This is a genomic window from Silvimonas amylolytica, assembly GCF_014645555.1.
GTDB classification, from domain to species: Bacteria; Pseudomonadota; Gammaproteobacteria; order Burkholderiales; family Chitinibacteraceae; genus Silvimonas; species Silvimonas amylolytica.
The window spans coordinates 389,376-402,502 of sequence record NZ_BMLY01000001.1 but is presented as its reverse complement, the minus strand read 5'-3'; the positions used below and the strand labels follow the sequence as shown (position 1 = coordinate 402,502).

General features: G+C 56.3%; 9 protein-coding genes and 1 pseudogene. 2 read left to right on the top strand and 8 right to left on the bottom strand.

Annotated elements, in window-relative coordinates; translation table 11 throughout:
• Window positions 1-9: 9 nt before the first annotated feature.
• Both tyrS and IEX44_RS01800 read left to right on the top strand, forming a co-directional pair.
• Window positions 10-1,248, top strand: coding sequence for a tyrosine--tRNA ligase (tyrS, locus tag IEX44_RS01805; protein WP_188688117.1), 1,239 nt, complete (start codon window positions 10-12; stop codon window positions 1,246-1,248).
• A gap of 166 nt (window positions 1,249-1,414) precedes the next feature.
• Window positions 1,415-1,720, top strand: coding sequence for a hypothetical protein (locus IEX44_RS01800; RefSeq protein ID WP_188688115.1), 306 nt, complete (start codon window positions 1,415-1,417; stop codon window positions 1,718-1,720).
• Between the two features lie 7 nt (window positions 1,721-1,727).
• Here IEX44_RS01800 and IEX44_RS01795 read toward each other — a convergent pair whose 3' ends face one another.
• The 8 genes and pseudogenes from IEX44_RS01795 to IEX44_RS01760 form a co-directional block, all read right to left on the bottom strand.
• Complete coding sequence (locus IEX44_RS01795) at window positions 1,728-2,636, bottom strand: histone deacetylase family protein (protein ID WP_188688113.1); 909 nt, start codon at window positions 2,634-2,636, stop codon at window positions 1,728-1,730.
• 15 nt (window positions 2,637-2,651) lie between these two features.
• The gene (gene lolD / locus IEX44_RS01790; protein WP_188688110.1) at window positions 2,652-3,377 is read right to left on the bottom strand and encodes a lipoprotein-releasing ABC transporter ATP-binding protein LolD; all 726 of its coding nucleotides are present in this window, start codon (window positions 3,375-3,377) and stop codon (window positions 2,652-2,654) included.
• Window positions 3,370-4,605, bottom strand: a complete 1,236-nt coding sequence (locus IEX44_RS01785; protein WP_188688108.1) for a lipoprotein-releasing ABC transporter permease subunit — start codon at window positions 4,603-4,605, stop codon at window positions 3,370-3,372. The genes lolD and IEX44_RS01785 overlap by 8 nt, the downstream gene beginning before the upstream one ends.
• A gap of 133 nt (window positions 4,606-4,738) precedes the next feature.
• Window positions 4,739-5,530 (bottom strand): pyruvate formate-lyase-activating protein, encoded by a 792-nt coding sequence (gene pflA, locus IEX44_RS01780; protein WP_188688107.1) that lies wholly within the window; start codon window positions 5,528-5,530, stop codon window positions 4,739-4,741.
• Between the two features lie 116 nt (window positions 5,531-5,646).
• Window positions 5,647-5,820: pseudogene (locus IEX44_RS01775) on the bottom strand (glycine radical domain-containing protein); the annotation flags it as partial.
• A 79-nt stretch (window positions 5,821-5,899) separates the two neighbouring features.
• Window positions 5,900-8,215 carry a formate C-acetyltransferase gene (gene pflB / locus IEX44_RS01770; RefSeq protein ID WP_188688103.1) on the bottom strand — a complete coding sequence of 772 codons (2,316 nt, stop codon included), beginning with the start codon at window positions 8,213-8,215 and terminating at the stop codon, window positions 5,900-5,902.
• A 356-nt stretch (window positions 8,216-8,571) separates the two neighbouring features.
• Window positions 8,572-10,164, bottom strand: a complete 1,593-nt coding sequence (locus tag IEX44_RS01765; protein WP_188688102.1) for a peptide chain release factor 3 — start codon at window positions 10,162-10,164, stop codon at window positions 8,572-8,574.
• A gap of 56 nt (window positions 10,165-10,220) precedes the next feature.
• Window positions 10,221-13,127, bottom strand: coding sequence for a PAS domain S-box protein (locus IEX44_RS01760; protein ID WP_188688100.1), 2,907 nt, complete (start codon window positions 13,125-13,127; stop codon window positions 10,221-10,223).

Genomic DNA, 13,127 nt, shown 5'->3' with positions numbered 1-13,127 from the left:
TCGAACACCATGACTGAACAAGACAAAGCGCCTTTGCATCCGGACACTCTGGCTGCGCTGCAGATTATCAAGCGCGGCGCGGATGAAATCCTGCCGGAAGATGAACTGATCAAGAAGCTGGAAAAAAGTCGCACCACTGGCGTGCCACTGAAGATCAAGGCCGGCTTTGATCCGACAGCGCCTGATCTGCATCTGGGCCATACCGTGCTGATTAACAAGATGCGTCAGTTGCAAGATCTTGGCCATACGGCGCAGTTCTTGATTGGAGACTTCACCGGCCGTATTGGAGACCCGACAGGCAAGAACACGACGCGACCGCCGTTGACGGAAGAAGACGTCAAACGGAATGCCGAGACTTATGAGCGTCAGGTCTTCAAGATTCTGGATCGCGAAAAGACACAAGTGATGTTCAATTCGACCTGGCACAACGAACTGGGCGCGGCCGGCATGCTCAAGCTGGCAGCCTCGATCACTGTGGCGCGGATGCTGGAGCGGGATGATTTCTCCAAGCGTTTTGCCAACAATCAGCCCATTGCCGTGCACGAATTCATGTACCCGCTGTTGCAAGGTTATGACTCGGTGGCGATGGATGCCGACATGGAACTGGGGGGCACCGACCAGAAGTTCAACTTGTTGATGGGCCGCATGCTGCAACAGCAACATGGCAAAGCGCCGCAAGTAGTGTTGATGATGCCGTTGCTGGAAGGCCTGGATGGCGTTAACAAGATGTCCAAGTCGCTGGGCAACTACATCGGCATCGACGAGCCGGCCAACGAGATTTTCGGCAAGGTCATGAGCGTATCTGACACGCTGATGTGGCGTTACTTTGAACTGTTGTCGTTCCGTCCGATGACAGAGATCGAACAGTTCAAGACCGATATCGAAGGCGGCCGTAATCCGCGTGATATCAAAGTGCTGCTGGCACAGGAACTGGTGGCGCGATTCCATTCGCAAGCGGCTGCGGAAGCGGCCCTGGCAGACTTCGAAACGCGCTTCCAGAAGGGTGCGATTCCGGATGACATCCCTGAGTTCACGCTGAACGCCGAAGGCGAGGGTATGGCGATCGGTACCGTGCTGAAAGAAACCCAGCTTTGCCCTTCGACTTCCCAGGCATTCCGGGATATCCAGGCGGGCGCAGTCAAACTTAATGGCGAGAAGGTGTCCGACAAGAATCTCTTGCTGGCAAAAGGCGAAACCGTCGTGCTGCAAGTGGGCAAGCGCAAGTTTGCCAAAGTGACCGTTCAGTAAGTTGCTGATCTGACATAAAAAAAGCGGAGGATTTCCTCCGCTTTTTTTATGTCTGACGACCGCAGTCATGGGCTTTTACATATATGACAGTTGTGTATTTTGTTACTTAACTACGAATTTATCAAGAGTATTATTGTAGTTAACTAACAAACAGCGGTTATGCATCATGAGTTCGCTCTCCATTCCTCGCCCACGCCGCGCCTTGGGCGTCATGCGTCGCATGAAAGACGGGTTTCCAATCCTGGAGGCCGGGCCTTCCTCCCTGACGACCTGGCAGGATGGTTGTGGCCAGGAAGCGGCCATGTGGTTGAGTTTCTTCAATCACTACGGGTGGGTGGAAAGCCACGAATGGACCAACGGTGTTCGCGCCTGGGATCTCTCTGAGAAAGGAACATTGGTGCTTGAAGAAGGCGAGCGCTGGTGGCAACGCTTGAGTTGGTCGCAGCGTTTGTATGTCCATTTTTTTGGCTGACTAACGACTAACCCTTCGCACGCTGCGCATCAAACAGACTCACCGCCGTTTTGACCGTGGCCGCATGGATCGCCACCGTGCCCTGGATGTCCCGCCCGTAGCCGCCGCCCATGGTCACTGCAACCGGGATATCTGCTTGCAAGCATAGTCGCAGCACATACTCATCCCGTGTTTGCAGCCCTTGCGGTGTCAGTGCCAGGCGGCCCAGACGGTCTCCCTCCCAGGCATCCGCACCGGCAAGATAAATCACCAGGTCCGGCCGCTGCTTTTGCAGCACGGCGGGCAGGGTGCTTTGCAAGATCTCCAGATACGCGGCATCCGTTGTGCCATCGGCCAGTTCAATATCCAGATCGCCCTCAACCTTGCGGAACGGAAAGTTGTTGGCGCCATGTACTGAGAGGGTGAACAAGGTGGCCTCGCCGGCCAGCATCAGTGCCGTACCGTTGCCCTGATGCACATCCAGATCAATGATCAACGCGCGACGAAGCGCACCTTCTGCTTGCAATACGCGGAGTGCGACAGCGCTATCATTGAACACGCAAAAGCCACTACCGTGATCCGCGCAGGCATGATGCGTGCCGCCAGCCAGATTGACGCCGCACCCTTGCAACAGCGCGGTTCTGCAAGCGGCCAGCGTAGCGCCCGTGGAGCGACGGGAGCGCTCTACCAATGCCGCCGACCAGGGTAGCCCGATGACCCGTTGCTCTGCTTCTGACAGGGTGCCGTTCTTGAGTTTGTCCAGATATGCACTGGTATGTGCGGTGAGGATTTCGTAATCGGTGGCGGCGGGCGCGTCTTCGAGCAAATGCGCGGCGAAATTGCTTACTTCGTCGCGCAAAAGTGCATATTTGCTGGCTGGAAAACGATGCCCCGGCGGTAGCGGGAGCGGGTACTGATCGGTGCGGTAGATCAGCACGGCTGGGTCTGCCGGCTACAGAGCCGGTCCGCTGACCAATTCGTGCAGATGGCCATCAGTCAATTGCAACTGGCGCTGACAGCGCTGCGCCAAAGTCACATCATGGGTGACGATGATGAAGCTGGTCTGCAGTTGCCGATTGAGTTCCAGCATCAGCCCGAACACGGTCTCCGCTGTACCGCGATCCAGATTACCGGTTGGTTCGTCGGCCAATACGCAGGCAGGGCTGGTGACCAATGCCCGTGCTATGGCGGCACGTTGGCGCTCACCACCGGACATCTCGCCGGGTTTGTGATGACTGCGCTTGCCAAGGCCAACTTGCTCCAGCATGGTTTGCGCCTGCAGAAGCGCCGCTTCTTTGGGCATGCGGCGGATCATCAACGGCATGGCAACGTTTTCTGCGGCGGTGAATTCTGGCAACAGATGGTGAAATTGATAAACAAAACCGAGGTGTTTGTTACGCAGTTCACCACGTTTGGCGTCCGGCAGGGTGAATGGGTCCTGACCCAGAATACGCACCTGACCATTGCTGGGCTGATCCAGGGCGCCGAGCAAATGCAACAGCGTTGATTTACCGGAGCCCGATGCCCCGACGATGGCAACCGTTTCGCCTTTGCCCAGAGTCAGGTCAACCTCATGCAGCACCGGGGTTTCAAGTTTGCCCGCGGTGTAACGCCTGGACAGCCCGATTGCTTGCAGTACGACGTCGCTTGCCGGGTCATTGATAGCCGGATTATTCATAACGGAGTGCCTCGGCCGGGTTGATACGTGACGCGCGCCAGCTTGGATAAATAGTGGCCAGCAAAGCCAGAACCAGAGAGATCAGGCCAATGCTGCTGACGTCACTCCATTCCACCTTGGAAGGCAGTTCCGCGATCAAGTACACATCTGGCGAAAGAATATGTGTACCCAGCACCCGTTCAATAAACGGCACGATGGTGCCAATGTTGAGCGCAATGATGACGCCGCCAAATACGCCCGTGAAGGTGCCAACGAAACCGGATACCGCGCCTTGCACCATGAATATCTTCATGATTGAACCGGGCGACGCACCCAGGGTGCGCAAAATGGCAATGTCGGCCTGCTTGTCCGTCACAACCATCACCAGCGTAGACACCAGATTGAAAGCGGCCACTGCAACAATCAGGGTCAGAATCAGGAACATCATGCGTTTTTCGATTTCCACCGCGCGGAAATACGTCGGGTTTTCCATGCTCCAGTCGCTGACATAGGCATTGGTCATCTGATTACCCAGATCAATAGCCACATTACGCGCGAGCAGCGGATCATCCAGGCGCAAGCGTACACCAGAAACTGAATCGCCCATCCGGAACAGTTTTTGCGCATCGCCGATCTGGATCAGCGCGACGCCAGCGTCATAAGGGTAGTAGTCAGCCCGAAATACACCGACCACAGTGAACTGGCGAAACCGCGGGATCATACCGGCTGGCGTCACCTGACCGTCAGGTGTGATCAGTGTGACCTTGTCGCCAGAGCGTACGCCCAGATCGTTAGCGAGTTGCCAACCCAGCACTACACCAAAACGGCCTGGCACAAGGTCTGTGAGCTGCCCGCCAGCGACATTGGCGATGACCGGGCTCACCCCCGGCTCCTGGGCCGGGTCAATCCCACGGATCAGCGCGCCCTTGACCTGGCCACCCGCCGTTAGCAGTCCCTGGCCCAGCACGTAAGGGGCGGTGGCTTTTACGTGAGGGTTTTTGGCTGCTTGTTGTGCTACCGCAGGCCAGTCTGTCAGATGGTTGTCCGCGCCACTGATCTGCACATGCGCAGCCATGGCGAGAATGCGATCACGCACTTCGCCCTGAAACCCATTCATGACGGAGAGCACGATGATGAGTGCGGCAACACCCAGCGCGATGCCAAGAATGGAAATCAGAGAGATAAAAGAGATAAAACCGTTACGTCGCCGGGCGCGGGTGTAACGTAGTCCGATGAGGAATTCGTACATGAGGAGGGGGACTTGTTCAAGGCTTGGCGAGTGTACCACGTCAAGACCATAAATCTGCCAGAAAACCGCGCCTGGCAAGGCGTCTGGTCGGTTTTTCCGGCAGATTTTTGTGCAGTGCAATGAACAGGCTGGTTTAGTAGGTCTCCAGCCCGTGGCTACGGAACTGTTCGCGCACGCGGTGGACGAGTTCGGGTGAAGGCGGACGCACCTCGGTCAATTCGTAAGCAAGGCCGAGTTCTTGCCATTTGGACTCACCCAATTTGTGAAAGGGCAGCACTTCAACCCGTTCCACATTCCCCAGTCCGGCGACAAACTTCGCCAGACCTTCGACATCTTCTTCAAAGTCTGAAAAACCTGGCAGCAGTACATATCGCAACCAGACTGGTTTTTTCATAGCGGCAAGGCGCCTGGCGAAGAGCAGTGTCGGTTCATTGGGTTTGCCGGTCAGCCGTTCATGGCGTTCACTGTTGAATTCCTTGATGTCCAGCAGCACCAGGTCAATCGGTTCAAACCATTCATCAGGCAGGTTGCCAGACAGATAGCCCTGGGTATCGATCGCTGTATGCAAACCCAGTTCATGCTTGGCACGGCGGAATATCTCTCCTGTGAAGTGGGCCTGCATCATTGGTTCACCACCAGAGATGGTCAGGCCGCCCGCCACGCGCAGGAAACTGGCGTATTTACGGATTTCGGCAATGATTTCATCCACTGTGTAGAACTTGCCGTTATGCAGCTTCCAGGTGTCCGGATTGTGGCAATACAGACACCTGAACTGACAGCCACTCACAAACAATGCAAAACGCATGCCGGGGCCGTCTACCGCAGCACCGGTTTCGATTGAATGCACAAACCCCGCCGGCAGACCGGCGTCGTTAAAGAGCGGCGGTGCAATTTCGCCCACCTTTTTCAGCTCGATGGTTTCCATGATGATGTTCTGCCAGTGGTATCAATAAAAACGGACCGGCAGGCATGGGCTCCACCGGTCCGTCATGGGTCTCATGCTGCCGGCATTGCCGACATACATTGAGTATCAGATTTTTTTCAGATTTTTTCGTGGAATGTACGGCTGATCACGTCCAGTTGTTGCTCACGAGTGAGCTTGACGAAGTTCACCGCGTAACCGGACACGCGAACGGTCAGTTGCGGATACTTCTCCGGGTTTGCCATCGCGTCTTCCAGCATTTCGCGGTTGAGTACGTTCATGTTCAGATGAAACAGTTGAGCCATGATAATTGCCTTGTTGCTTGTTACCTGAGAACCGGGCGGCAGGGTTGCACCGCCCGGGATACCACGATTACACGCGTTCGTGGAAAGTACGGCTGATCACGTCAAGTTGCTGTTCGCGGGTCAGCTTCACGAAGTTCACGGCGTAACCGGATACACGCACCGTTAGTTGCGGATAGTTTTCCGGGTGTTCCATCGCGTCCGTCAGCGTGTCGCGGTTGAGTACGTTCATGTTCAGATGGAACAGTTGATCCATCGCACTTTCTACGGCTTCGGTGGCCTTGCAGACAGAGCCGCCACCCTCACCATGCGGACCGAACAGACCATCAATCGAGGCTGCCAGCGTACGCACACGATCTTTCTGGTTGTGGCCCAGCGAATCAGGTGTCATTGAGGCCGTCCAGGAAATCCCGTCCAGTGCAGCTTCGTACGGAATCTTGGATACCGAGAAACCGGCAGCAATAAAGCCGTTTTCATCACGACCGTTCATGGGGTTGGCACCTGGAGAGAACGGGGCACCTGCGCGGCGGCCATCTGGCGTATTGCCGGTCTTCTTGCCATACACCACGTTGGAAGTGATGGTCAGTACTGACTGGGTCGGCATGGCATTGCGGTAGAACGCTGGCTGAGCCTTGATCTTGGCCATCATGGCTTCGGTGATCCAGACGGCGATGTCATCAACACGGTCGTCGTTGTTACCGTAAGCCGGGTAGCTGCCCTCGATCTTGTAATCAACAGCCAGACCTTGTTCGTTGCGGATCACGTGCACCTTGGCGTGCTTGATGGCAGACAGTGAATCCGCAGCCACCGACAGACCGGCGATACCGCACGCCATGGTGCGCAGGATGTCGCGATCATGCAGCGCCATTTCGACACGCTCGTAAGCGTACTTGTCGTGCATGTAGTGGATGCAGTTCAGCGCTGTGACATAGGTCTTGGCCAGCCAGTCGAGCATCTTGTCGTAACTGGCGACGACTTCGTCATAGTTAAGCACGTCACCCTTGATCGGTTCAAAGCCCTTGGCGACGACCTTACCGCTCTTTTCGTCCACGCCGCCATTGATGGCATACAGCATGGCCTTGGCCACGTTCACACGGGCACCAAAGAACTGCATTTGCTTGCCGACGGCCATGGCGGATACGCAACATGCAATCGCGTAGTCGTCACCCCATTCCGGGCGCATTAGATCGTCGTTTTCGTACTGGATGGCGGAGGTGTCGATCGAGACCTTGGCGCAGAACTCCTTGAAGCCTTGCGGGAACGCGGTGGACCACAACACGGTCAGGTTTGGTTCCGGAGCCGGGCCCAGGTTGTACAGGGTGTGCAACACGCGGAAGCTGGATTTGGTGACCAGCGAACGACCATCTTTGCCAACGCCGCCGATGGATTCAGTAACCCAGGTCGGATCACCGGAGAACAGTTCATCGTATTCCGGCGTGCGCAGGAAACGCACGATACGCAGCTTCATGACCATGTGATCGATCATTTCTTGCGCTTGGGCTTCGGTGATACGACCTTCCTTGATATCGCGTTCGATATATACGTCAAGGAAAGTGGAAGTCCGGCCAATCGACATGGCCGCGCCGTTTTGTTCCTTCACGGCGGCCAGGTAGCCCAGATACAGCCACTGGATAGCTTCTTGTGCGGTTTGTGCCGGGCGAGCCAGGTCAAAGCCGTAGGACTGGCCCATTTGTTTGAGTTCGCCCAGCGCCTTGATCTGTTCAGAGAGTTCTTCACGCAGACGGATCACGTCTTCGGTGAAGGCAACATCATCAAGCTCTGCTTTTTCGCGCTTCTTGTCGGCGATCAGGAAGTCAACGCCGTACAGTGCGACGCGGCGGTAGTCGCCAATAATACGGCCACGGCCATAGGCATCCGGCAGGCCGGTAATCACCCCGGATTTACGGCAGGCCAGAATTTCCGGGGTATAGGCGTCAAACACGCCCATGTTGTGATCTTTGCGGTATTTGGTGAAGATTTCGGCAATGAGCGGCGATTCTTCGAAGTGGTATGCAGCCAGCGAGTTCTGCACCATACGCAGACCACCGTTTGGCATGATCGCGCGGCGCAGTGGGGCGTCGGTTTGCAGGCCAACGATGGTTTCCAGGTCTTTGTTGATATAACCCGGGGCATGGGATGTGATGGACGAACCAACCTGGGCGGAGACTTCCAGCACGCCGCGTTTGCGTTCTTCCTTCAGAAGAACAGATAGTTCATCCCACAGTTGGGTGGTGCGTTCAGTCGGGCCAGCAAGGAAGCTGTCATCACCTTCGTACGGGGTATAGTTTTCCTGGATGAAGTCGCGTACAGCGACTTTCTTCTGCCACTCGCCGGCGGAAAAACCACGCCATGCATCAAGTTGCAGATTAACTTCCGGTGCGTTCATGGTGATGCTCCTTGGTGACTGCCTGTTTGACAATTGACCTGCACAGTTTCCCTCTGGGTTCGCCACAGGGATTTGGTGCAGTTAGAATAGCACCGCGAGACACTTGAATCCTGGCAAATATCTACACGGATCAATAGCTTATGTCTTGTGAAAATATTTGATCTAGATCAAAATTTTGGCTTGGAGTTTGATGCAGAATAGATAAATCTGTAGTTTTGTTTCGTAGTTTTGCTGCGGGAATTTACTGACTTTCTATTGCGCCTCTCTAAGGCTTGATCAGATTGGATAAATTGCAAGCGCAATAAAAAAAGCACCGGATGGCCGGTGCTTTTTTTATTTCAGACAAAACAGACTGGTTAGAGCGTGACTGCGTGTTCGCGGGTTTCGTGAAATACGATCTCCGGCCAGCGCTCCTGGGTCAATTCCAGGTTCACACGACTGGTGGCCAGATAGGCAAGACTGTCAGCCGCATCGCGAGCCAGGTTGTTTTCCAGCGCACGCTCAAACTCCGCCAGTCGTTTGGCATCCGGGCAAGAAGCCCAGCGGGCGGTGTAGATCGTGATCGGTTCAAACATGGCGTCTACGCCGTATTCATTGGCCAGGCGGCTGGCAACTACTTCAAACTGCAGTACGCCGACCGCACCCAGAATCAGATCTGCGCCATTCAGTGGCTTGAACACCTGCACCGCACCTTCTTCACCCAACTGCTGCAAGCCTTTTTGCAGTTGCTTGATCTTGAGCGGGTTGCGGATACGAACCACGCGGAACATTTCCGGGGCAAAGTATGGAATACCGGTAAAGGCCAGCGCTTCGCCCTCAGAGAAGGAGTCGCCAATCTGGATGTTGCCGTGGTTAGGCAGACCGATAATGTCACCGGCAAAGGCTTCTTCGACTTGCTCACGGCCTTGTGCCATAAACGTCACCACGGAGTTGGCGGCGATGTCACGACCAAGACGCAGGTGTTTGAATTTCATGCCACGCTCAAAGTGGCCCGAACACACGCGCAAGAATGCGATGCGGTCGCGGTGTTTCGGATCCATATTGGCCTGGATCTTGAACACGAATGCAGAGAACTTGCCCTCGGAGGGTGCCACCGGCCGCACCGTAGCATCCCGGGCGCCCGGTGCGGGAGCCCAATCGACCAGTGCGTTCAGAATCTCGCGCACACCAAAGTTGTTGATGGCAGACCCAAAGAACACCGGCGTCAACGTGCCCGCCAGAAAGTCTTCCAGATTGAACGGGTGCGAGGCGCCACGCACCAGTTCCAGTTCCATGCGGGTTTGTTCGATTTCGAGCGGAAAGAGTTCATCCAGGCGCGGGTTGTCCAGACCGTCGATGACTTCCGTGACATCGCTATCACGTTCGGCACCAGCAGTGAACAACAAAACCTGGTCATTCAGGATGTGATACACGCCGCGGAAAGTCTTGCCCATACCGATGGGCCAGGTCACCGGCGCACAACGAATCTTGAGCACGGACTCGACTTCATCCAGCAGTTCCAGGCTGTCGCGCACTTCGCGGTCGTACTTGTTCATGAACGTGACGATAGGCGTATGACGCAAACGGCAAACGTTCAAGAGCTTGATGGTTTGATCTTCCACACCCTTGGCGGCATCGATTACCATCAAGGCCGAGTCCACAGCCGTCAGCACGCGGTAGGTATCTTCAGAGAAGTCCTGGTGGCCCGGGGTGTCGAGCAGGTTGACCACGTGCTCGCGGTAATCAAACTGCATGACGGAGGAGGCCACCGAAATGCCGCGCTGCTTTTCGATATCCATCCAGTCAGAGGTAGCGAACTTACCGCCTTTTTTACCCTTGACGGTACCTGCCATCTGAATGGCGCCCGAGAACAGCAGCAGCTTTTCAGTGAGCGTGGTTTTACCGGCATCAGGGTGAGAGATGATGGCGAAAGTGCGGCGGCGCGCTACTTCGCGGGCAATATCGGGCATGGTCTGCGAGGTGGAGGAGCGAAACCGTGCATTCTACTGCAAACGCCCCGTCAGGGCTAACTGGCGGCGGTCGCTGCCAGTTGTGGTTCCGTTTGCAGCAACACGGTAAAGACGGCGCCACCCTCCGGGTGATTGCCTGCGGTGACGGTGCCGCCGTGATCTTCCATGATCTGCTTGCTGATGGCCAGGCCCAGGCCAGTCCCGCCTGCTTCGGCACGCACCCGCGTGCTCTGGATGAATTTGTCGAAAATGGATTCCAGTTCACCCTCTGGAATACCCGGGCCATGATCCCGGACCGTCAAACCGACTGCCGACGCGCCGCCGGTCAGCATGGCTTCGCCAAGGAAGCGGATTTCAATGACGCCCCCGGCCGGGCTGAACTTGATCGCGTTCGATAGCAGGTTAACCACAACCTGCATCAAGCGCGCCTGGTCGAAAACGGCATAGAGCGCTGGCGTGTCCTCTTCAATATCCAGGCGCAGATTTTGCGAGCTCAGCAATGGCGCGATTTCTGCCGCTGCACCTTGTACCGCCACCTGCAGGCAGTGGCGGGACTTGTCATAGCGCATCTTGTTGGCTTCCAGGCGCGACATATCCAGCAGATCGTTCAGCAGCACCAGCAGACGATTGCCACTGGAGTGAATGCGCTCGAAATACCGGGCCAATGCGCCTGGTTCACCACGCTGCGCCTTGGATATCCCCATTTCCGAGAAACTCAGAATGGCGTGCATCGGCGTGCGCAATTCATGGGACATATTGGCAAGGAAGGCCGACTTGGAGATGTTGGCTTCTTCGGCTGAGTCTTTGGCCTCCACCAGGCGCCGTTCAATGTCCTTGAGGTGCGAGATGTTGGTCAGGAATGCAAAGGCATATTCCAGTCTGTGCTGGTCATCCAGAATGGCCGCAGAGCTAACGAGGAACGGCAGCGGCTCGCCATTGGCATCAATCAGGGTGACTTCAGAGAGCCGGTTTTCATTGGCGCTTTCGGTGGAGAGCGGCGCCGGGAAAATCCGGTCAGCCGGCTCACCCCAGATGGCGGCAGGCTGCTCACCAATCAGGTCTTCGCGGCGCAGGCCCAATACCTGGCAGAACGCATGATTTACATCGACGATATGGCGGTGCGTATCGATCAGGATGAAACCATCGGCCGTGGTATCAATAATTGTCCGCTTCAGTCGCTCGGACTGACGTAGTGCCTGGGCGGCGATTCGCTGTGCGGTGACATCCTCGATCACCATGATCATGCCTTTGGAAGGGTCGCCTGGGACCAGTGCCTTGGCATACAACATGGCCCAGAAGCCGGAATGATCACGGCGGAACAGTTCGATTTCTCCGCGGAACACGCCGCCTGTATTGATACGGGCCCAGATCGTGGTGGCCAGTTCGTTGTAGCGCGCCTCGGAGGCATGAATGACGCGCGTAGGCAGGCCGATGATGTCGCTGGCGGCGTACCCAAACAGGATTTCAAACGCGGGGTTCACAAGTCGAATGGTATTGCGCACAGACAGCATGATTGCCAGCGGGCTGGCATCCAGCACGGTCCGGATCTCTGCCGTACGTTCCAGCACCAGGTCTTGCAAGTGGTCGCGGTGGCGGCGCAGTTCGCGCTCGGAATTTTGTTGCTCGGTGATATCACGCACCGTGCTGCAGATATACGCTTCCTGGAAAAACTCAACGTAGTTAAACGTGATTTCCACCGGTTGCAACGCACCTTCCTGGTTACGTTGATGGGTAATGTGCACCATGCGTTTTTCCAGCCGCAGGCGCTGCCAGAACTCTTGCCACTGTGGATCGGTAATGTGCGGATACAGATCCAGAAAGCGCATCCGCAGTAGTTCGTCGTGGTGATAACCCGTGATGGCAGAGGCGGCCCGGTTGGCGTAACGCACAAATGCCTGGCGGTCTGCCCACAAGATGACATCCGGTGCTTCATCGACGGTGAACTGGGTCAGATAGAGGCGGGATTCAATCTGCTCGACCCGGCGGATTTGGCGCAGCAGCAAGAACAGCAGGGCGCTGACGACCAGAATCAGCAGTAGCGCCGAAACAGTACGCCCCAGCAGGTCGCTGTGAAATTTCTCCAGCACGACATCCAGATCAGATGTCACCATGACGATCAGCGGTAATTCGCCCTCGGACACCAGGAAGGTAACCAGCTTTTCGCTACCTGGCTGAGTGTTATCGGTATAAAACGCGCCGTGGTTCTGACGGCTTTGATCAAAACGCGTGGCATCACCCGCCCGCAGATTGCGGCCCAGTTCGCGTGCATCCAGCGGATAGTTGAGCAGCAAGATGCCATCACTGCGCAGGAGCTTGATATGCGTGCCAGGCGGCAGCTTGAGCGAGCGGTAAAAGCGATTGAAATAATCGGGTTGCACGCCGGCGGCGACCACACCCCCAAAGCTGCCATCAGGACGATCCACGCGGTGCGACACAGGGATCATCCAGCTATCTGAAATCTTGCCCAGAACCGGGGCGGAAACCAGAAAGCGCGGGTCGGCACTGTCGCGATGGTATTGCAGCCAGGCACGATCCGAATAATCAATGTCGTGGATGCCCGGATGCGCGCCACTGCTGTGAACCATGCCGTGTTCATCGACGGTCACAATATCGCTGACCTGCGGCGTGAGCCGGAGCCGGTTGCGCAATTCGCGCGAGACATCTTGCGGGTCGGCGTTGGTGACACCGCCTGCGACCTCAAGTTTGTCTACCGCACCCTGAATGGCTTGTTCTGCACTGATGAATGTGCGAGTGGTTTGTTCGTCCAGCGAGCGCGCCAGAAGAAGATTCTGTCGGCGCGCTTCATCCAGACTGGCGTCGTAATCACGCAGGGTAAGCCACGCCAGCGCCATGCTGCACCCCAAGAGCAGAATGACGTAAAACGACACCAGCCCGACTCGCATCGGGCGCAGCGACGATTGGCGCGGCAACGTTTGTCCGCGTGAGCTAAAAGGCCAGTCCAT

Coding starts and splice junctions, on each gene's coding strand:
- tyrS (WP_188688117.1), top strand. CDS start 10: ATGACTGAACAAGACAAAGCGCCTTTGCATCCGGACACTCTGGCTGCG.
- IEX44_RS01800 (WP_188688115.1), top strand. CDS start 1,415: ATGAGTTCGCTCTCCATTCCTCGCCCACGCCGCGCCTTGGGCGTCATG.
- lolD (WP_188688110.1), bottom strand. CDS start 3,377: ATGAATAATCCGGCTATCAATGACCCGGCAAGCGACGTCGTACTGCAA.
- IEX44_RS01785 (WP_188688108.1), bottom strand. CDS start 4,605: ATGTACGAATTCCTCATCGGACTACGTTACACCCGCGCCCGGCGACGT.
- pflA (WP_188688107.1), bottom strand. CDS start 5,530: ATGGAAACCATCGAGCTGAAAAAGGTGGGCGAAATTGCACCGCCGCTC.
- pflB (WP_188688103.1), bottom strand. CDS start 8,215: ATGAACGCACCGGAAGTTAATCTGCAACTTGATGCATGGCGTGGTTTT.
- IEX44_RS01765 (WP_188688102.1), bottom strand. CDS start 10,164: ATGCCCGATATTGCCCGCGAAGTAGCGCGCCGCCGCACTTTCGCCATC.
- IEX44_RS01760 (WP_188688100.1), bottom strand. CDS start 13,127: ATGGACTGGCCTTTTAGCTCACGCGGACAAACGTTGCCGCGCCAATCG.